The sequence below is a fragment of the Nocardia sp. NPDC059228 genome (assembly GCF_042754245.1).
In the GTDB taxonomy this organism is placed as follows: domain Bacteria; phylum Actinomycetota; class Actinomycetes; order Mycobacteriales; family Mycobacteriaceae; genus Nocardia.
This window is the reverse complement of record NZ_JBHZAL010000020.1, coordinates 120,808-138,443: the sequence shown is the minus strand read 5'-3', so window position 1 is coordinate 138,443 and position 17,636 is coordinate 120,808. Positions and strand designations below refer to the sequence as shown.

Annotated in this window: 17 protein-coding genes and 2 pseudogenes; 7 read left to right on the top strand and 12 right to left on the bottom strand. The window is 65.8% G+C overall.

The genetic code is table 11. The annotated features are described in order from the left end of the window. The 6 genes and pseudogenes from ACFXKA_RS27420 to ACFXKA_RS27395 form a co-directional block, all read right to left on the bottom strand. Positions 1 to 162, bottom strand: a pseudogene (locus tag ACFXKA_RS27420) (4-hydroxy-2-oxovalerate aldolase); the annotation flags it as partial. Further along, complete coding sequence (locus tag ACFXKA_RS27415; protein ID WP_379429472.1) at positions 159 to 1,955, bottom strand: bifunctional 3-(3-hydroxy-phenyl)propionate/3-hydroxycinnamic acid hydroxylase; 1,797 nt, start codon at positions 1,953 to 1,955, stop codon at positions 159 to 161. The pseudogene ACFXKA_RS27420 and the gene ACFXKA_RS27415, both read right to left, overlap by 4 nt. Further along, on the bottom strand, positions 1,952 to 2,980 hold the full coding sequence (locus tag ACFXKA_RS27410; RefSeq protein ID WP_379429471.1) for a VOC family protein: 1,029 nt from the start codon (positions 2,978 to 2,980) through the stop codon (positions 1,952 to 1,954). The genes ACFXKA_RS27415 and ACFXKA_RS27410 overlap by 4 nt, the downstream gene beginning before the upstream one ends. 2 nt (positions 2,981 to 2,982) lie before the next feature. After that, positions 2,983 to 3,846 carry an alpha/beta fold hydrolase gene (locus ACFXKA_RS27405; RefSeq protein ID WP_379429470.1) on the bottom strand — a complete coding sequence of 288 codons (864 nt, stop codon included), beginning with the start codon at positions 3,844 to 3,846 and terminating at the stop codon, positions 2,983 to 2,985. Between the two features lie 219 nt (positions 3,847 to 4,065). Further along, positions 4,066 to 5,589, bottom strand: coding sequence for a flavin-containing monooxygenase (locus ACFXKA_RS27400; protein WP_379429469.1), 1,524 nt, complete (start codon positions 5,587 to 5,589; stop codon positions 4,066 to 4,068). Between the two features lie 260 nt (positions 5,590 to 5,849). Further along, a pseudogene (locus ACFXKA_RS27395) lies at positions 5,850 to 6,026 on the bottom strand (FAD-dependent oxidoreductase); the annotation flags it as partial. 126 nt (positions 6,027 to 6,152) lie between these two features. On the opposite strand from ACFXKA_RS27395, the gene ACFXKA_RS27390 reads away from it, so the two are divergent. From ACFXKA_RS27390 to ACFXKA_RS27380, 3 genes are all read left to right on the top strand, one after another. Continuing rightward, positions 6,153 to 8,312 carry an MMPL family transporter gene (locus ACFXKA_RS27390; RefSeq protein ID WP_379429468.1) on the top strand — a complete coding sequence of 720 codons (2,160 nt, stop codon included), beginning with the start codon at positions 6,153 to 6,155 and terminating at the stop codon, positions 8,310 to 8,312. Between the two features lie 91 nt (positions 8,313 to 8,403). After that, positions 8,404 to 8,673 carry a metal-sensitive transcriptional regulator gene (locus ACFXKA_RS27385; RefSeq protein ID WP_379429467.1) on the top strand — a complete coding sequence of 90 codons (270 nt, stop codon included), beginning with the start codon at positions 8,404 to 8,406 and terminating at the stop codon, positions 8,671 to 8,673. 40 nt (positions 8,674 to 8,713) lie between these two features. After that, positions 8,714 to 8,980 (top strand): DUF2892 domain-containing protein, encoded by a 267-nt coding sequence (locus ACFXKA_RS27380; protein WP_379429466.1) that lies wholly within the window; start codon positions 8,714 to 8,716, stop codon positions 8,978 to 8,980. Between the two features lie 43 nt (positions 8,981 to 9,023). On the opposite strand, the gene ACFXKA_RS27375 is transcribed toward ACFXKA_RS27380, so the two are convergent. The 3 genes from ACFXKA_RS27375 to ACFXKA_RS27365 all read right to left on the bottom strand — a co-directional run bounded on the left by ACFXKA_RS27375 (position 9,024) and on the right by ACFXKA_RS27365 (position 10,720). Continuing rightward, positions 9,024 to 9,212 (bottom strand): hypothetical protein, encoded by a 189-nt coding sequence (locus ACFXKA_RS27375; RefSeq protein ID WP_379429465.1) that lies wholly within the window; start codon positions 9,210 to 9,212, stop codon positions 9,024 to 9,026. A 191-nt stretch (positions 9,213 to 9,403) separates the two neighbouring features. Beyond that, entirely contained in the window at positions 9,404 to 9,952 is a 549-nt protein-coding gene (locus tag ACFXKA_RS27370) for a DUF302 domain-containing protein (RefSeq protein ID WP_379429464.1), read from the bottom strand. Between the two features lie 27 nt (positions 9,953 to 9,979). After that, a complete protein-coding gene (locus ACFXKA_RS27365; protein WP_379429463.1) occupies positions 9,980 to 10,720 on the bottom strand; it encodes a hypothetical protein in 741 nt (246 codons plus the stop codon). A gap of 72 nt (positions 10,721 to 10,792) precedes the next feature. Between ACFXKA_RS27365 and ACFXKA_RS27360 the strand changes: the two genes are divergently transcribed. From ACFXKA_RS27360 to ACFXKA_RS27350, 3 genes are all read left to right on the top strand, one after another. Beyond that, a complete protein-coding gene (locus ACFXKA_RS27360; protein WP_379429462.1) occupies positions 10,793 to 11,473 on the top strand; it encodes a TetR/AcrR family transcriptional regulator in 681 nt (226 codons plus the stop codon). 543 nt (positions 11,474 to 12,016) lie between these two features. Further along, positions 12,017 to 12,439 carry a ribonuclease domain-containing protein gene (locus ACFXKA_RS27355; RefSeq protein WP_379429461.1) on the top strand — a complete coding sequence of 141 codons (423 nt, stop codon included), beginning with the start codon at positions 12,017 to 12,019 and terminating at the stop codon, positions 12,437 to 12,439. Positions 12,440 to 12,627: 188 nt separating this feature from the next. Continuing rightward, positions 12,628 to 13,815 carry an AI-2E family transporter gene (locus ACFXKA_RS27350; protein ID WP_354844567.1) on the top strand — a complete coding sequence of 396 codons (1,188 nt, stop codon included), beginning with the start codon at positions 12,628 to 12,630 and terminating at the stop codon, positions 13,813 to 13,815. A 12-nt stretch (positions 13,816 to 13,827) separates the two neighbouring features. Here ACFXKA_RS27350 and ACFXKA_RS27345 read toward each other — a convergent pair whose 3' ends face one another. The 3 genes from ACFXKA_RS27345 to ACFXKA_RS27335 form a co-directional block, all read right to left on the bottom strand. Continuing rightward, entirely contained in the window at positions 13,828 to 14,751 is a 924-nt protein-coding gene (locus ACFXKA_RS27345; protein WP_379429460.1) for a universal stress protein, read from the bottom strand. Between the two features lie 126 nt (positions 14,752 to 14,877). Beyond that, entirely contained in the window at positions 14,878 to 16,182 is a 1,305-nt protein-coding gene (locus ACFXKA_RS27340) for a family 1 glycosylhydrolase (RefSeq protein WP_379429459.1), read from the bottom strand. A gap of 122 nt (positions 16,183 to 16,304) precedes the next feature. After that, entirely contained in the window at positions 16,305 to 16,673 is a 369-nt protein-coding gene (locus tag ACFXKA_RS27335) for a YrdB family protein (RefSeq protein ID WP_379429458.1), read from the bottom strand. 612 nt (positions 16,674 to 17,285) lie between these two features. Here ACFXKA_RS27335 and ACFXKA_RS27330 point away from each other — a divergent pair. Further along, positions 17,286 to 17,501 carry a three-helix bundle dimerization domain-containing protein gene (locus ACFXKA_RS27330; protein ID WP_379429457.1) on the top strand — a complete coding sequence of 72 codons (216 nt, stop codon included), beginning with the start codon at positions 17,286 to 17,288 and terminating at the stop codon, positions 17,499 to 17,501. The last annotated feature ends 135 nt before the right edge of the window (positions 17,502 to 17,636 follow it).

The window sequence follows — 17,636 nt, the reverse complement described above, 5'->3', positions numbered from 1 at the left end:
TCACCCCGCCGCGCCGCCGATCAGGTCGAGGGCGATGTCGACGATCATGTCCTCCCGCCCGCCCACCAGGCCGCGCCGGCCGGCCTCGGTCAGCACGTCGCGGACATCGACTCCATAAGTGCCGGAATCCTTTTCGGCACGCCGCAGGAAGCTCGAGGTCACCGGGCCTCCTCGAGACGGTGTTCGTCAGTTGCGGACTCGGTCGATTCCGGATCTGCTGGCGCTGAATCGGATTCGGCCAGGTCAGCTCGCGCGAGGGTCGCCGCGGAGACGAGTTCGCCCGCGGTGACCCCGAGTTGGCGGAACAATTCGGCGATCAGCACACCACCCCGGCCTGCGGTGACTGTGCCGAAGACATACCGGTCCGGGCGCAGCAGGAGCAGCCCGCCGATGCCGATGCCGGCCTTGGCGAAGAAACGAGTCAGCGCTCCAGTGTGATCCTCGACGTCGACGTAGTCGGCACCGGCATTGCGGCCGTCGCCGGGCTTGCCCTGTGGCCGGCCGCCGATCGGGTAGACGGTGACGAAACGAGCGCCCAGCGCGCGCAATGCCGCCAGGTCGTCCGCGCCGAGTCCGGCGCGCGGGTCGACGCCGTAGCCGATCACCGAAAAGCCCAGGCCCAGCACATCATCGAATCGACGATGATGTCCGTCGTAGGTTCGGATCTCCGGCTGCGGGGCGAGTTCCCCTTCGACTCCACGCCATCCGCGGCGGGGCAGGCCGAGGTAGGCGTCGCGACGGAAGCGCGGCGAGGGTTTCATCTTCGCGCCCCGGATCCAGCCACCGAGGCCCGGCACCCGCAGCGCGGTGGTCAGCGCGAGATCACGGGCGGCGGCGATCAGCTTGTTGTCCACGGACACCAGCGCCTTGTTGAACACCGACAGGTCGATCATGGCCTTGGCGTGTGGGCGGCGCTCGGATTCGTAGCTGCTCAGAATCGTCTGGCTCGCACCGTATTTGATGATCGCGGTCAGCTTCCACGACAGATTGTCGGCATCGCGCACGCCGGAGTTCATGCCCTGACCGATGAACTGCGGGGTCATGTGCGCGGCATCACCCGCGATCAGGATCCGCCCGACCCGCCAGCGGTCGGCGATGACCGCATTGAAGGTGTACACGAGCTTTCGCAACACCTCGACCTCGTCCGGATTCACGAAGCGTTCGATGTGGCGGCGCACGGTCTCGTCGTCCTCCATCTCCTCCTTCGTCTGCGAGTCGTTGAGCATGAACTCGAATCGGTGGTGCCCGTCGGGCTGCGGACAGGACACGATCGGCAGCTCGGGATCACAGACGAAATCGAAGTACGGCAGATGCCGGAACGCGTCCACTCCGTCGCGGGCCTTCAAGTCCACGACCAGCCAGCGTTCCGGGAAGCTGGTGCCGGTCATATCGATGCCGAGATTGGTGCGCACCACGCTGCGGCCGCCGTCGCAGCCGACCAGGAACTTCGCCGTTACCCGCTCGGCGGCGTCCGCATCGGTAATCGGCACATGCTTGCCGTAACCGGTGCCGCGGCATGCGGCGTGTACCACGGTGACCGTGTCCGTGTTCTGGCTGAAGTCGACGACTTCCCGGCCGCGGCGCACCGTCACGTGGGGGTACCGGTCCAGCGCGCGTTCGAGGGTGTTCTCCAGGTAGGGCTGGTAAAGGAAGTTCACCACCGGCCAGCCCAGCCGACGTTCGGTCTGCTGGAACTGGATCAGTACCCGGCCGTCGGCGCGCACCCACTGCACGGCGGAGTCGACGTTCATGTCTGCCGCGAGTTCGTCTGCGGCACCGACGGTTTGGAAGATCCGCATGCCTTCGTCGTCGGTGTAGACCGCCCGCGCGAGGCCGTAGTACTCGGGCTCGCGTTCGAGGACGAGCACACTGACTCCACGCCGGCCGAGCAGATTGGCCAGGGTCAGGCCACTCGGGCCGAGGCCCACGACCACCACGTCGTAGTCGGTGTTCATCGGATGCGCCCTCCTGCCAGTTCCGGCACGGTGATCTCCGGCGTGCGCACGGTGCGCAGCGCCTGGCGGAACTGGCCGAACCGGTCCAGCACCGTCTCCCCCACCGGGGTGTGTCCCCACTTGCTGATGCCCTGGTAAGTCGTCGGCTCCCAGGTGGATTCGAGTTCCGGGCCGATGATGATCGGGTTCCAGCCGACCTCGAGTTCGAAGCCCGACGGGGTCACGCTGTAGTACGACAGCTGGCGATCGTTGGTGTGCTGGCCGACCGACCACGCCATCCGGAAGCCCAGATCCTTGACCCGCTGGAAGGAGGCGAGCATGTCGTCCAACGTCACGGACTGGATATTGATGTGCTGCACCCGGGTTCGGATCGGATCGATCTTCACGCCACGCAGATTGGCGATGGCGATGGAGTGGTGGCGCTCGTTGACCCGCAGGAAACGGATCTTCATCTTCAGCCCGGAGACGTTCTCGTCGATGTAATCGGACAACCGGGAGTCGAAAACGGTCTCGTAATAGCCGCGCAACGCCTCGGGCTCCCGCGAGACGATCGCGACGTGCCCCATGCCGGCTTCACCGGTCACCCAGCCGGAGCTGAGCATCCGCAAGGGCTCGGGGGTGGTCACCGGCACGGTGAAGATCTCCTGCACCATGCCTTTCGGCCCGGCGAAGCGCCACAACCGCTCTACTCCACGCAGCGCCGCCGCGTCGGCGGTGCCCTCGGCGATCGGCACGCCGCGATCGGCGACCCGGGCGATGATGCGATCGAAGGTCTCGTGGTCATCGATCTGCCAGCCGAGTGCGGTCACGTCCTCGGCGGGCCCACGCTGGACGAGGAAGCGACAGGTGTGGTCGTCGAGGCGGAAACGCAGACCGGCGTCGTCGAGGGCATCGACGTGCATCCCGATCGCATCGGCACCGAAGCGCCGCCAATCGGCCTGCCGATTCGATTGCACGACAATGTATCCCAGATGCACCGCGCCGAAGACCGAGCCGTCCGTGTTGGGACGCGGGAACTCCTTCACTGCTACGCCTCCAGAAAAGCGGTGGCCAGTGTGTTGAACAGGTCCGCGCGTTCCCACTGCACCCAGTGGCCGGTGTTGGCCGCCAGGTACAGGTCGCAGTTGGGCATGGCGTCGACCAGCATGCGACCGCCCTCGGGCCGGTTCACCTTGTCGCCGGTCCCCCAGACCACCAGCGTCGGCTGTTCGACCTTGCGCAGACGCGAGTCGCGCGTGAAATCCATGCGCAACAGCGTGCGCAGCGCCAGCGGCCCCGACGGCCGCCGCAGCGGCGGATTCGCCACCACGGCCGGATCGAGGCTGGCCTGATAACGCGCCTCGATGAGCTCCTCGGGGACCGCATCACCGTCGAACACCAGGTATTCGCGAATGAAGCGGGTGAGCTTCTCCCGGCTCGGGCCACCGCCGGTGTAGTAGTTCAGCAGCTGCTGGAGTCCGGCGGTAGGCAGTGCACGCGTGGTGCCCACACCACCGGGTCCCATGAGGATCAGCCGGTTCACCTTCTCCGGCCGGTCCATGGCCAGCCGCAGCGCCGCGGCACCGCCGTAAGAGTTGCCGATCAGATGCGCGGAGGCGATGCCGAGCTCGTCGAGCAGCCCGCCCACCGCCTGTGCGAGATCACCGAACGGGTCCGCCGGGTCGATCCACTTCGACGACTGCCCGTACCCGGGCATGTCCGGCACGATGACATGGAACCGCTGGGCCAACGCCTCGATATTGCGCGAGTAGTTCGACAACCCGGACGCCCCGGGCCCGCCACCGTGCAGCAACACCACCGCGGACCCGGAACCGGCCTCGTTGACGTAGATCTGCCGTCCGCCGACCCGGACCGTCCGCCCGGTGTCGACGCCCTTGTCGATGCTTGTCATCTCCGCCTCCAGAACCGATGTTGATCAAATCATCAGTTGCGATGACATCCCTTGTCAAGGCAATTCTGATAAGAGCATCAGAAGTGCTGGATGTTGACAGATACATCCGTACCCGGCGGCGGCGACCTGGTGAGGAGAAACAGTCCGACCATGCGCGCACCGGCCAGATACAAGGTCATAGGCGTGGACCCGCGGTCAGCACTCGGGCCTGTTCCTCGATCACGGCCGACCCGTAACCACCTGTGACGCTTCGGGTTCGGCATCTTCCGCGAGCCTGTGCTCCGCATGGGTGAATTGCAGGATGCCGTCCTCGAGTCTGTGGTGCCGGAAGGTCGGCAGGTCGCGGAGGTAGTTCATTCGCAGCCGCCAGGGGGCGCGGTCGCCGCCGCTCGGGAAGTGGGCGCCGCCCCGGCGGAAATAGCCCGGAGTGAAGTCGGGGACGAACGGTGCGCGGACTGCGTCGGGGTCGTGGACAGGCGTCACGCTGGTGTAGGCGCGCCTGTCGAGGTGGCGTAGGAGCCGGACGACGTAATCGCACACCAGATCTGCCTTGAGCGTCCAGGAGGCGTTGACGTAGCCGATGGTGAAGGCGAAGTTCGGGACGCCGGACAACATCATCGCCTTGTAGGCCAGCCGCTTCGGGACATCGACCGGTTCTCCGTCCACGCTCAGCGCGATGCCGCCGAATACCTGCAACTCCAAACCTGTTGCCGTCACGATGATGTCGGCAGGGACCTCGGTACCCGACGTCAACCGGACTCCCGATTCGGTGAGGGTGTCGATCCGGTCGGTGATCATCTCCAGCGCACCGGTACGGATCGCCTCGAACAGGTCGCCGTCGGGCACCAGGCACATCCGCTGATCCCACGGGTCGTAGCGGGGAGTGAAGTGGGTGTCGATGTCGTATCCGTGTGGCAAGGCCGATGTTTGACGGGCGCGCAGCCATGCCCGCGCCCGGTCGGGATACCGGCGGGAGAGTTGATAGATCGTGGTGTCGACGGCGATGCTCCTCGCCCGCAGCACCCGGTGTGCGACTCCGCGGGGAAGAATTCGCGGTAGCCAGGCGACCCAGCGGTCGCGAGCGGGCACGGACAGCAGGTAGCTCGGTGAGCGCTGCACCATGCTCACTCGCGCTCCCAGCCGAGCCAGCGCGGGACCGAGGGACATGGCGGTCGCTCCGGAACCCACGATCACGACTCGCTTGCCGGCCACATCCATATCGTGCGGCCAGTGCTGCGGGTGTACTACTGGCCCCGAGAAGCGTTGCCGCCCAGTGAACTTCGGCGTACAGCCGCGATCATAGCGATAGTATCCGGAGCAGCAGAACAGGAAGGACGCGGTCAGGACCACGGTTTCGCCGGTATCGGTTCGCTGCGCGCTCACCGTCCAGCGCCGCATCGTCGACGACCATTCGGCCGCGACCACCCGGTGCCCGAATCGGATCTGCTCGCCGATCCCCTCCTCGCTCACGGTGTCGCGCAGATACGTCAGGATCGATGCCCCGTCGGCGATCGACCGATCCCCCGCCCACGGCCGGAACCGGTACCCGAGGGTGAACATATCCGAGTCCGACCGGACGCCGGGGTACCGGAACAGGTCCCAGGTCCCCCCGATATCGGCCCGCGCCTCCAGGATCACGCAGCGGCGCTGCGGAAAGGCCCGCCGCAGGCGACTCGCCGCGCCGATGCCGGACAGCCCAGCCCCCACGATCAGCACATCGACATGCTCGACAGCGTCAGCCACGGTAGGAACCCTTCGATCCGGCCCGCCCCCTTTCGAATTACGACAGCCTAAACGGATGCCGACCACGCGCCGGACACGCCTGCGAGCTACTACCTGGTAGCCAGGTACACCTCAGATCGATGTCAATTGCCGAAGGGCCAGCGCCTACGTGACTGCGGCTGTTCGGCGCAGGTGCATCGCTGCGCCTTCGGCACATCATCGCGCACCTGCTCGACATGGCTGCGACAACCGGAGTAACCAGGCTTCCCGCATCGGCGACACAGCAGCGATTCCCGTTTCGGAATCACGCCGCCGACGTAATACGGCAGCCAACAGTTCGCGAACGACACGTGCTCGCCGCGTTCGAGCACGACGATCTCCGCGGACTCCTGCAGCCGTCGCAAGCGGGTGGTGGCCGACATACCCCCGGCCGCTCCGCCGATGATCAGAACTTTGATCCCACACCTCCCAGACGGGGCCACGGCAGCGCTTGTGCCGGATGCCACTCTTCCGATCTTCATACCCCAGGGGGTATCGTCGATTCGACAGCCGATATACCCCCAGGGGTATGAAAGGAAAAGTTGATGAGCGACTCTCTGACAGCGCCCCCAGCCCACGCCCCCTCACCACCGCGCCCATCCGGCGGAGTGCTGGGCAGGCTCGGGGCGACCATGGCGGGCCGGGCCCGGATCGTGGTCGGCATCTGGCTGGCCCTGCTCGTCGCACTCGGCGCGGCCGCGCCGACCGTCTTCGACTCCCTCGCGGGCGCGGGCTGGCAGGCCAACGGCTCGGAATCGGTCACGGTGCGTGAATTGGCGCAACAGCACTTCGGCGGGAACTCCTCCGCGGCGGTGCAGGTGGTCGTGCACTCCGATAGCCAGGCCATCGACAGCCCGCAGATGCAGCAGGTCCTCGGCAAGATCACCGCGGTGTTCTCCGATGACGCCCGGTTCGGCCAGGTGGTCCCGCCGCAGCCCGGGATGTCGATCAGCCCCGACGGGCACACCGGCATTCTGATCGCGGGCGCCAATGCCTCCACCGACGATATGGTCAAAGCCGTCGACGACCACAAAGACACGCTGACCGCCTTGTCCGGCAACGGCATCGACGTGTACCCCACCGGCGCCTCGGCACTGTGGAGCGACTTCAACAAGGCGAATCACGACGCCATGATCAAGGCCGAAATGTTCTCCTGGCCCGTCACCTTGGCGATCATGGTGCTGGCGTTCGGGTCGCTCGTCGCCGCCGGCCTGCCGCTGCTGCTGACCCTGGCGGGACTGGTCGCCTCCGCCGGCGGCCTGGTGCTGCTCAACCACGTCACACCGATTTCGGTGTGGGCCATGAACTTCGCGATGATGTTCGCACTGGCGCTGGGTATCGACTACGCGCTGTTCATCGTCGCCCGCTTCCGCGATGCGCTCACCACCGCTCCGAACCCGCGCGCGGCGGTCGCCGAAACGATGGATACCGCGGGCAAAGCGGTTGTGCTGTCCGGACTTACGGTCCTGGTCAGCCTGTCGGCGGTCCTCATCGTGCCGGCCCCCGCCGTGCGCACCATGGCCGTCGGCATCATGTTCGCCGTCGCCTTCGTCCTGCTGGCCACCATGACCCTGCTACCGGCCGCGCTGGGCGCCTTGGGCAACAAGGTCAACGCCGGCGCGCTGCCGCACGCCAAACGCCAGCAGCACCGCTCCCCGCGATTCGCCGCCTGGGGCCAACTGCTGCACGACAAGCCCTGGCCGTTCGCCATCGGCGCGCTGCTCGTGTTGATCGCCCTGTCGATACCCGTCTTCAGCCTGAAGGTGGCCATGCCATCGATCCAGGTCGTGCCCGCCGACGCACCCGTGCGCCAAGGCTACGAACTGGTGCAATCCCAAATGGGCACGGGCGCACCGGGAATGCTGCAGATCATCGCGCCCGCCGACCAGACCGCGCAGATCGCCCGGGCCGCCAAGACGGTCGACGGAATCAGCATGGTCACCCCGGCCCAACCGGCCACCGACGGCAGCGGCCTGGCCATGCTGCAGGCACTGCCCACCGTCGATCCCTCGGATGCGCGGATGGGCGAGATCCTCGACCACCTGCGCGACGCGCTGCCCTCGGATGCGCTGGTCGGCGGTGCACCCGCCGAGAATCTGGATCTACAGCATGCCCTGAACCACTACTTGCCGATCATCGTGGGCGTCATCCTGGTGCTGGGCTTCGCGCTGCTGCTGATCGCACTACAGGCCCCACTGATCGCCGCCCTCGGCACCCTGGTGAGCTTGCTGTCGACCGGCGCGGCCTTCGGCGTCGCGAAGCTGATCTTCCAGGACGGCCACGGCGCCGGTCTGCTGGGCTTCACCCCGCAGGGCTTCCTCGACGGCTGGGGCCCGGTGTTCTTCTTCGCCATGATCTTCGCGATCGCGATGGACTACACCGTGTTCCTGCTGGCGACCGCCAAGGAACACTACGAGCACTCCAACGACCCCAAGGTCGCGCAAATCGACGGCATGGCCCACTCCGGGCGAGTGATCTTCGCCGCCGCCGCGGTCATGGTCGCCGTGTTCTTCACCTTCGCTTTGGCAGACCCGTTGCCGCCCAAGGAAATGGGCATCATCCTCGGCGTCGCCGTGCTGCTGGACGCCTTCGCGGTGCGATTGGTGCTGCTGCCGGTACTGCTGCGGCTCACCGGGCACGGCGCCTGGTGGTCACCCGCCTGGCTACGCAAGGTGCTGCCGTCGATCAGCTTCGCCCACAACTGATATTCCCTTCCCGGGCTCGGCGCTCGCCGAGCCCGGGGGAATACCCCAGGGGGTATTATGAACTGAGGCGTTACAAAGAAAGGACACCACCATGGTCAGCAATGAAGAAAGCATCGCCCAGGTGCTGAACCGCCTCCGCCGCGCCCACGGTCAACTGGCGGGCGTCATCTCCATGATCGAACAGGGCCGCGACTGCAAAGACGTTGTCACCCAGCTCGCCGCCGTCTCCCGCGCTCTCGACCGCGCCGGCTTCAAGATCGTCGCCACCGGCCTGCGCGAATGCCTCACCGGCGACAGCTCCAACGGATCCGAACCCATGACGGAAGCCGAACTCGAAAAACTGTTCCTCGCCCTTGCTTGACCCAAAGGTGCAGGTAAGCAACATGATTGGAGAGAAACCCATGCCCCGACTACCCCGCCATGACGGCTGGTCCATCCCGCGCCTGGTTCCACTACTGGCAGGCACCTTCGTACTGATCAGCACGCTGCTGGCCGCGGCGTTCTCGCAATGGTGGCTGATCTTCACCGGCTTCGTCGGCGCGAACCTCGTGTTCTACAGTGCGGTTGGATGGTGCCCGGCAACATTGCTGCTCCTTCGCGCAGGAGTTTCCAGCGGACCAACGAGTTGCTCGATGGCGACAGAGGTTCCCACCGCCGACCGGTCGTGAATTCGAGATCGCCACTATGCATCTCGGCCTCCACTGGATACCGCTACATCGGCGGAAGCAGCGTCGCCTGAGCGGGATTCAGTGCGTCCAGCAGGAAACTCGGGTAGCGCCGCCGCGCGGGCTTCTCGAGTTCGACGGCGCCTAGCGCGGTGATCACCATGGCGAAAACGTATGGCACGTCGCGCGGCTGGAGATCGGGGCGCAGGTTTCCTGCGGCTCGAGCGCGTTCCACCGCAGGACCGAAGATCTCGTCACTCTGCGCTGCCGGCGCCCGCCCACGGCTTCGCGGTCACCGACATCGAGACCGCCGCGGTCATCGAGGGCGACGATGTCGTCATCATGGCAACAAGCGATTCATCACCGGCGCACCGGATTACGACCTGTACATCACCTTGGTGAGGTTGAGTGACACACCGGGCATGCCTATACGGTCTGCCGTGATAGTTCGTCCGGCACCTCTACGCCGAGCAGCGTCAGAAGTGCGGCGATCTTCTCGTCGAGAAGCCGGCCGACCGCGCTGATGTTCTCGTCGTCGAAGGTGTCGAAGCGTGTCGACGGCTGGTCGAAACTGACGAACGTCCGATCGTTGTCGGTGTAGATGGCGACGCGGATCGGTGCGTAGAGCATCACGCCCGGATCGTGGCGGAACATGCGTTCCGCGATCAGGTTGTTGCCCACCATGTAGGTGACCAACTGCGCGGTGCTCCCCCGCAGCGCCATCATGGCAGTCGGGTCGAAGGTCCAGAAGTTGGCGAAGGAGTTAGGTGTTCGCGCTTCGGTGTACTTCTTCACCTGTTCCAGATCACCGGTTGCGATCAACCGACTCAACTCGTCGAGTTCGATGTCGGGGACCAGCTGCTCGAAACGCGTACGCAGCTCCTCGAACGTGGCGTCGACTGCGATGGTGATCCGGTTCACCTCGTGCCGAACACGGTGGACGCGAGCGCTTTTGTCGATGGGGGTGGTGCTCATTGTGCTTCCTTTACTGCCGAGAAGTATTCAGGCCGGAACGGCCGCGACGGGCGCGGTGGCCCGCAGCTTGGCCAGCGAGATGACGTGGAAGACGAACAGGATGGGAACTCCGGTTGTCGGTATGAGCACCAACGGCAGCATCGACAGTGGCTGTGTCAATGGCGTCAGGTGCAGCAGCTGGGTACGCCCCGGTCCGCCCAGGAACCCGACGGCGAAGGCATACAGGAAGTCGATCAAACCGAATACGTTGAGCCAGAACATACTTCGGGTTCGACCTGCAGCATGTGGACTGCGGACCAGCCATGACGCAGCCAGACCTACTGCTATGTCACCGATTCCGGCCGGAAGTGCGAACGCAGGCGGCAACTGACCCAACGCCAAGGCGGTCAAGAAGACGATGCCGATGAAGCGCGCTTCGTGCGGCCGGACCGACGTTGCGGCAATGTCTGAATGGGAAAGCATCCGCTGGATCAGCGGTAGCCGGGAACTCGCCAGCAGGACGACGATCGGCGCGAGGATCGCCACGCCCAGCCACGGTTTGACCGTGTCCTCGTCCAGCCGTAGGGCGTTGTTGGCCGCCAGCACGACGACCAGGGCCGTCCACGCCATCCAGCCGACAATGAAGACGATCGAAATTCGTTGCGCCACAACCCTGTCGATACCGACCTGGACGGCCGATGACCGCAAGGTGCGGACAGTGACAAGAACTATCGCGACCAGCCCGATGATCTCGAGCGCCCAGAGATAGAGAGGTGCAGAAGACATCACATGCTCCGCTCGGTGTGTCAGGAGTGCCGTTCAGTCGAACCAACAGTATGTAACCACTGGTTACATCCGAGTGTGCGACTTCATGTGACCGTTGTCAACATCCTGTATCCGTGGAATCCTTACCCCATGGGTCAGGCCACCACCAGTCGCGATCGCACGAAGCCGTACCACCACGGCGCCCTGCGCGCGACCTTGATCGAGGCCGGCATCGCCCTCGCTCGCGAAGGCGGCCCAGACCGAGTGATCCTCCGCGAAGCCGCCCGAGCCGCCGGCGTGACGCACTCCGCCGCCTACCGCCACTTCACCGACCGAGAAGCACTCCTCGCCGAGGTAGCACATCACGCTCGCCAGGCCCTCGCCTCCGAGATGCGCCACCAAGTAGCCCGCACCAGCGATCCCCGCCTCCGCCTCCGCGCAGTCGGCACCGCCTACGTCCACTTCGCCCTAGCCGAACCAGGCCTGTTCCGAACAGCCTTCATCGCCTATCCCCCGGCACCCGAGCTTCCCCCGGTAGCCCTCCCCACCGAAGAATGCGGCCCCTTCGAAATCCTCGGCCAGGTCCTCGACGAAGCCCAAACCGCACGCCTCCTCAACCCGATCCGCCGCCCCGGCGCCGAAATAGCCGCATGGTCAGCTGTACACGGCCTCGCCGGCCTACTCCTCGACGGCCCACTCCCCACCACACCCGAGAACATCGAAGACTCACTCGAGCGAGTACTGGACGCAATCGAGCGCGGCCTCTTGACCCTGTAAGTCACTCCGGTGAACGAAGCCTCCCGACACCGCCCGGCACACACCCGGCGCGCGACGCCGCCCGCGTCATCGGTGAATGGATCCGGGCCGGGGGCGTCATGTCGTCCGCTCCGCAGGTGCAGATGACGTACATCGTGAAGCCGTCTGCGTAGTTGCCGAGCTACATCTACGTTCACCAGGTGGCGGTGGTATCTCGCTGCGGCCGCGTGGTGGCGACCGGTTCACGCGGCAAGGCTTGGGGGCGAGGGTCTTCGACCACGTGCGGCGTTCGCACCAGCACACACAGGCGACGGCGAGATAGGGCACCGCGATTCTGCGAGCGAAAAGCAGTGTACCCGAGGCCATTTCACGAGGGAAACCTACGCCGACACCGGTCCAGCCTCCGATATCGAGCGGGGCCGAACTGAGCGTGACCGAGATATGAGATCGATGGCGGGCCACGGGACGGCTGGAGCCGCGAGCCTGTTCCATCCGGTCCGCATTCACCCGTACGACAGCTCGACGTGAGGGCCGATTCAGACCCGCATGACACCGTGGGCACTCATGACGGTGGAGACGATCGCGCTGAGAACGTTGTGGGGCAAGGCAATTGCTGTCGCTTCAGTGGCACTCGCCACGGTGGCATTGCTTGTGTCAGGTGGGCACACGGAGCAGGTGACCCAGCACTCGTCGGTGGTCGGTGTCGAGGTTCGCCTGGTGGACTCCTCGGTTCCCCAGCGAGCCTGGACGACATTGAGTCTGATCGACCAAGGCAAATGGCCCCCGACCGACTGTCCCGGAACCAAGGGCGGTACCACGTGGCAGAACAGAGGAGGCCAGTTGCCCAATGATGTCGGCTATCGAGAGTGGGATGTCAACTGCAAGCAATCAGGCCGATCCCGCGATGCGGAGCGGATCGTGACCGGCAACGACGGTTCGGCGTGGTACACAGGCGATCACTACGCCAGTTTCACGAGAATGCGCTGATCGCGCTGCGCCACGTGGAGTAGCGGCTCGAAGATGGGGCGTGTTCGGGGGCATGACCGCGGCAGAGGCGGGATCCCGCTCGATCGAGCGACCGTCGGCGCTGGGCTGCTGCAGCTTCCGCGCGGCCGGAACACGCGGGCACGCACCCACTGCGACGCTGATCGCCCGGACGCCAGTACGTTTGCGGAGTGCCCAAGGACGAATCCGACTCCGGAGAGCGGGAGCAGAGCCCCGACGACGCTGCCGCGGAGGTCAGGCCGGACCGGCTGGTCGCGTCGGTGATCCCGGCCTGGTTGCCGCGGGCCTATCTGCTGGCGGCGGCCACGGTGGCCGGGGTCGTCATCACCTTCTGGGGGCTGATGCGCCTGCGCGGTCTGCTGACGGTGCTCGTGGTGTCGCTGTTCCTGGCCTTCGCCATCGAACCCGCGGTGAACTGGCTGGCGGCGCGCCGCTGGAAACGCGGTGCGGCGACGCTGGCGGTGTTCGTGGTGGTGACCGTGGTGCTGGTCGGATTCGTCTGGACCATGGGCGAATTGGTGGTCGGTCAGGTGACGACACTGATCGAGAACCTGCCGCGAGATATGCACAGTGCGGTCACCTGGATCAACAGCACGTTCCACACCGACCTCTCGGTCACCGATATCACCGATCGCACCTCGGACATCAGCTCGAAACTGCAGTCCTGGGCGCTGGACCTGGCCGACGACGTCTGGGGCATCGGCACCACGGCACTCGGCGTGCTGTTCCAGGGCCTGGGAGTGCTGCTGTTCACCTACTATTTCGCCGCTGACGGACCGCGCTTCCGCAATGCGGTGTGCTCGCTCCTGCCGCCGCAGCGGCAACGACATGTGTTGCGCGCCTGGGATATCGCGGTCGAGAAGACGGGCGGCTACATCTACTCGCGGGCGCTGCTCGCGTTCTGCTCGGCGCTGGCGCACTACGCGGCGATGCGAGTGCTGGGCATTCCGTCGGCGTTCGCACTCGCGCTGTGGGTGGGCGTGGTGTCCCAGTTCATTCCGACCGTGGGCACCTACCTCGCGGGTGCACTGCCAGTCCTGGTGGCCCTGGCCCACAACCCACGGTCGGCGCTGTGGATTCTCGGATTCATCGTCGTCTACCAGCAATTCGAGAATTACGTCCTGCAACCGCGCATCACCGCGACCACCCTCGACATGCATCCCGCGGTCGCCTTCGGCGCGGTTCTCGCGGGCGCGGCATTGTTCGGAGCGACGGGCGCGCTACTCGCCATCCCGGTGACAGCCAGCGCGCAAGCCTTCCTGGCCGCGTACGTCCGCCGCTACGACGTGGAGATCCCACCGAAACCCGAACCCACACGACGAACTCGTTCCCGACACCGAGCCCCGAACGCCGAATAGCCCACCTGCCGCTTACGATTCCGGGTGGACCACCATGACCGGGCAGTTCGCGCGCTGCACGAGCGCATTGCTGGTGGAGCCGAGCAGCATGCCGACGAACCCGCCCCGGCCGCGGCTGCCGACAACCAGCAGCTGGGCCCCCTCGGACCAGGTCAGCAGGTGCTCGACCGGATCGGCGAGGTGGATGTCACGGGTGACCTCGACGTCGGGGTACTTATCCTGCCACCCGGCCAGCCGTTCGACCAGCAACGCCCGCTCCGCCTCGGTCACTTGCGCGGCCTCGATGGAGGTATCGATGAATCCCGAGTACTGGGCCAGGTACAGGTCGCTCCACGCGTGCACAGCCACGAGCCGCGCATTGCGCACGGACGCCTCGTAGAACGCGGCGCCGACCGCCGCGTCGCTGACCGGGCTGCCGTCGACGCCGACCACGACCGGCGCCGTGCGGCGGTCCACCCATTCGGGGTCGTCGTCGCGCACCACGACCACCGATCCGGCCGCCTGGCTCGCCACCGACACCAGGATGGAACCGATCCGGTTCAGGCCCCGGCGCTCGGCTGGACCGCCGAGCACCGTCACATGGGCGGTGGCCGAGAGGTCGATCAACATCCTCGCCGGATGCTGCGGGGACACCTCGGTGCGCACCATCACGCCGGGCGCGGCCTTTTCGGCGACCTCCCGGGCCTGTGCCACCAGGTCGGCGCCGAAAGCCTGAATCGATTGCTCGACTTCGGAATTCGCACTCGAAAAGGTGCCCATCACCCCCACGATCACATTCACGTTCGTGCCGTGCGCGATCAACAGTTCGCGCTCGCGCGCCGCCGCGGTCTGCGCCGCCCAGCGCACGGCCGACAGCGCGGCCGGAGAATCGTCGACACCGACCACGATCGGTGCGGTGGATATCGAGTGCGGATCGCGCGACTTCGGGGAACTCATGACTTGCCCACCTCCTGGGATGCCGTGAACCGAGCAGAACCAGTGGGTCTCGCAAACCCGAACATAGCACCGCCCACCACACCAGCCCGGAATCGCCACTACAAGTGGAAGCCAGAGGGGTGTGGGTCAGCGGCCTCGGACGGTTACCGGGTTGAAGCAGCTGGAGGGGAGGTCCTGGATGGAGCAGAGGGCCGGAGGGCGGGTCGGGAGGTAGTTGGCGGGGACGCCGCCGGAAGTGGTGATGTCGCGGTAGGCGGGGACGGCGGCGGTGGGATGGCGAGTGAGGGTGGAGTCGGTGGTGACGTTGACGGTGTAGAGGCCGAAACGTGGTGAGTAGCTGCCCCATTCGTAGTTGTCGGTGATGCTCCAGTAGTTGTAGCCGATGACGTTGATGCCGTCGGCCTTGGCGCGCTGGACCCAGTAGACGGTGTCGCGCAGGTCGTCCTCGCGGGTCATGCCGTCGGTGGTGGGTGAGCCGTTGTCGGAGGGCATGCCGTTCTCGACGATGTAGAGGGGACGGCCCGGGAACTTCTGCGCGTATCGACGCAGGACGTAGTAGATGCCGTCGGGTTCGAGGACGAGGCTCGAGGGCTGGTTGGTCAGCAGGGCAGCCAGATTCGGCGGATTGGTCAGGGATCCACCGTAGTAGTAATCGATTCCGATGTAGTCGAGTTTGTCCGCGATCCGGTCGACGAACGACGCGTCGGCTTGTGCCGTTCCGATGGCCGAGAAGGCGATATTGCTCGTAACCATCGCGCCGGGCTGCCGGAGGTGGATGTGGTCGTAGATCGCGCGGTGCGCGGCGACCATCCGATCGATCATGGGTGCGACGTCGAGCACGCCGAGATCGCCGATCTGCTGCTCTTTTCCGGCATAGGCGAGGGGCTCGTTGAAGGTGACCCACAGCGGATCGAAGTGCGCGTAGCGGTCCACGACCGCGCGGGCGTTGGTGAGCCAGTCATCGACCATGCCCGGATTGCGCCAGCCGCCGCGATCCACCTCCCAGCCGGGGAACACCCAGTGGTCCAGGGTGATCATCGGCCGGATTCCGGCCGCGCGAATCCGCGCGATCATGCTGTCGTAGAAGGAGAAATCCCATTCGCCCGGATTCGGTTGCACCCGGGCCCATTCCACGCTGATCCGGTAGACACCGACACCGAGGTCGGCGGCGTGCTGGATATCCTCATCGTAGCGATGAAAGAAGTCGACCGAATTGCGGTAGTCCTCGGCGCGACCGGATCCCGCGTAACGGCTCCAATTGCTGTCCGGCGCGAAGCCTTCACTCTGAAACCCGGAACTGGACACTCCCCAGAGGAAATTGCCGCCCACCGGCGGTAGCCCCGGATCGGCGGCAACCCTGCCGGGCGTGGCGACCATACACCAGGCGGTGAGAACGATACATGCCAGTGTGAACAGTGCACGTTGTCCCATCGCATCGAGATTACCTCCCGGAGAACCGGGCTCGGGGCACTCTGACCAGATCGAACCCCCGTTGCCGGTCCCTGATCCGGAGAGTCACACAGCCGTCGGACCGCTCGCGACGAGAGCTCCACTCAATGCGCGATCAGCCAGCCGACTCGGTCATATGCGAGGACCTGGTACAACACCAAGACAACCGCCGACACGAGCGCCGCCATCGACAGCCCCGCACCCCACAGCGCGACCGCCCCGCCACCCAGCACGAGCACTTCGATCACCAGCCGCACAACGCCGGGCACGGCAACCGCCGCCTCCCCGTTCCGGCTCGGATCCCCCGGCACGGCAAACATCCCCCACACCGCCGCCACCACGATCGGCAGTACCAACACCAGCGCCAACCGCCACGGCGCATCGAACCCTCGCCACCCCAGAACTCCGAACGACACCACAGCGGTCAGCTCCAGCAGAAATCGCACACCGAGCATGAACGGGTTCAACGACATCCGACAATCCTCATCATTCACATCCCCATCTCGCCCGAGGACACCCGCCGACCCTACGAGCGGCCACCGCCCCGCCCGGTGGTCAATTCACGCCGAAAAGTTGACCGAACGTGACAACGAGCCCGCGGCCGGCCATCCTCTCGACAGAATCTGTTGTAGTGGACAAGATTTGGTCGTCTTTGCCCAGTTCTTCGGCACGCCGACCGGTGTGGTGCCGCTCGTGACGACCTCGGTGTGGCGGCGAGCATTCCGGTTCCCTGGGTGGCTCAACGAATGGACTCCGCGGGAGCATCTGGTCGAGGTTCGGGAACGAGCCCGGCCGCTTCCCGCCCGGTAGCTCTGGGGGTGCCGATGCCGGTTCGAATGGCGTTGTTGCAAATGAAATTTCATTTGCATTTCTCATCCGCAAGCGGCCAGGACCTGGTGTGCCTAGTGCGCGACAAAATGTGCCAGAAAACGGTTCCGGGGCGAAAAGCTCGTTCTTTGCCGCAACACTCGAGGGGCACGGTCCGGGGTGAGCGCACCCCGGGCCGTTGTCCACTTCGCTGGTCATCCGTTGGGACGGGACGGGTGACGGCGCACGAACGCTGGTGATGGAGGCGAACTCACGGTATGACCGAATCCGATGAAGAGCAGCAGATGAGCGACCTTGTCGCGCGGCTGTCCAATCGATTTCCTGATCTGACGGGTCGGGTCGTCGGGGAGGTGGTTCGGGGTATTCATCGGGATTTCGAGGGGCACCGGGTTCGGGAGTTCATTCCGCTGCTCGTGGAGCGGATTGCCGAGCGGCAGTTGAGCCGTCGGGTGTGCTACAGCTCGGCCGTGTGAGTCGACGGGTAGCAGTTGTTCAGCCGTGGTGGGGGGGCCCGGGTGGGGGGGGCCGGCCCCCCCCCCGCGGGCGGCGCAGGGTTTTGGGCCGTCCGGCCCCAGTGGGGGGGCCAACACCCCCCGCCGCGGGGGGAG

Coding starts and splice junctions, on each gene's coding strand:
- ACFXKA_RS27340 (WP_379429459.1), bottom strand. CDS start 16,182: ATGGGACAACGTGCACTGTTCACACTGGCATGTATCGTTCTCACCGCC.
- ACFXKA_RS27390 (WP_379429468.1), top strand. CDS start 6,153: ATGAGCGACTCTCTGACAGCGCCCCCAGCCCACGCCCCCTCACCACCG.
- ACFXKA_RS27370 (WP_379429464.1), bottom strand. CDS start 9,952: ATGAGCACCACCCCCATCGACAAAAGCGCTCGCGTCCACCGTGTTCGG.
- ACFXKA_RS27380 (WP_379429466.1), top strand. CDS start 8,714: ATGCCCCGACTACCCCGCCATGACGGCTGGTCCATCCCGCGCCTGGTT.
- ACFXKA_RS27335 (WP_379429458.1), bottom strand. CDS start 16,673: ATGTCGTTGAACCCGTTCATGCTCGGTGTGCGATTTCTGCTGGAGCTG.
- ACFXKA_RS27355 (WP_379429461.1), top strand. CDS start 12,017: ATGACGGTGGAGACGATCGCGCTGAGAACGTTGTGGGGCAAGGCAATT.
- ACFXKA_RS27405 (WP_379429470.1), bottom strand. CDS start 3,846: ATGACAAGCATCGACAAGGGCGTCGACACCGGGCGGACGGTCCGGGTC.
- ACFXKA_RS27415 (WP_379429472.1), bottom strand. CDS start 1,955: ATGAACACCGACTACGACGTGGTGGTCGTGGGCCTCGGCCCGAGTGGC.
- ACFXKA_RS27345 (WP_379429460.1), bottom strand. CDS start 14,751: ATGAGTTCCCCGAAGTCGCGCGATCCGCACTCGATATCCACCGCACCG.
- ACFXKA_RS27385 (WP_379429467.1), top strand. CDS start 8,404: ATGGTCAGCAATGAAGAAAGCATCGCCCAGGTGCTGAACCGCCTCCGC.
- ACFXKA_RS27330 (WP_379429457.1), top strand. CDS start 17,286: ATGACCGAATCCGATGAAGAGCAGCAGATGAGCGACCTTGTCGCGCGG.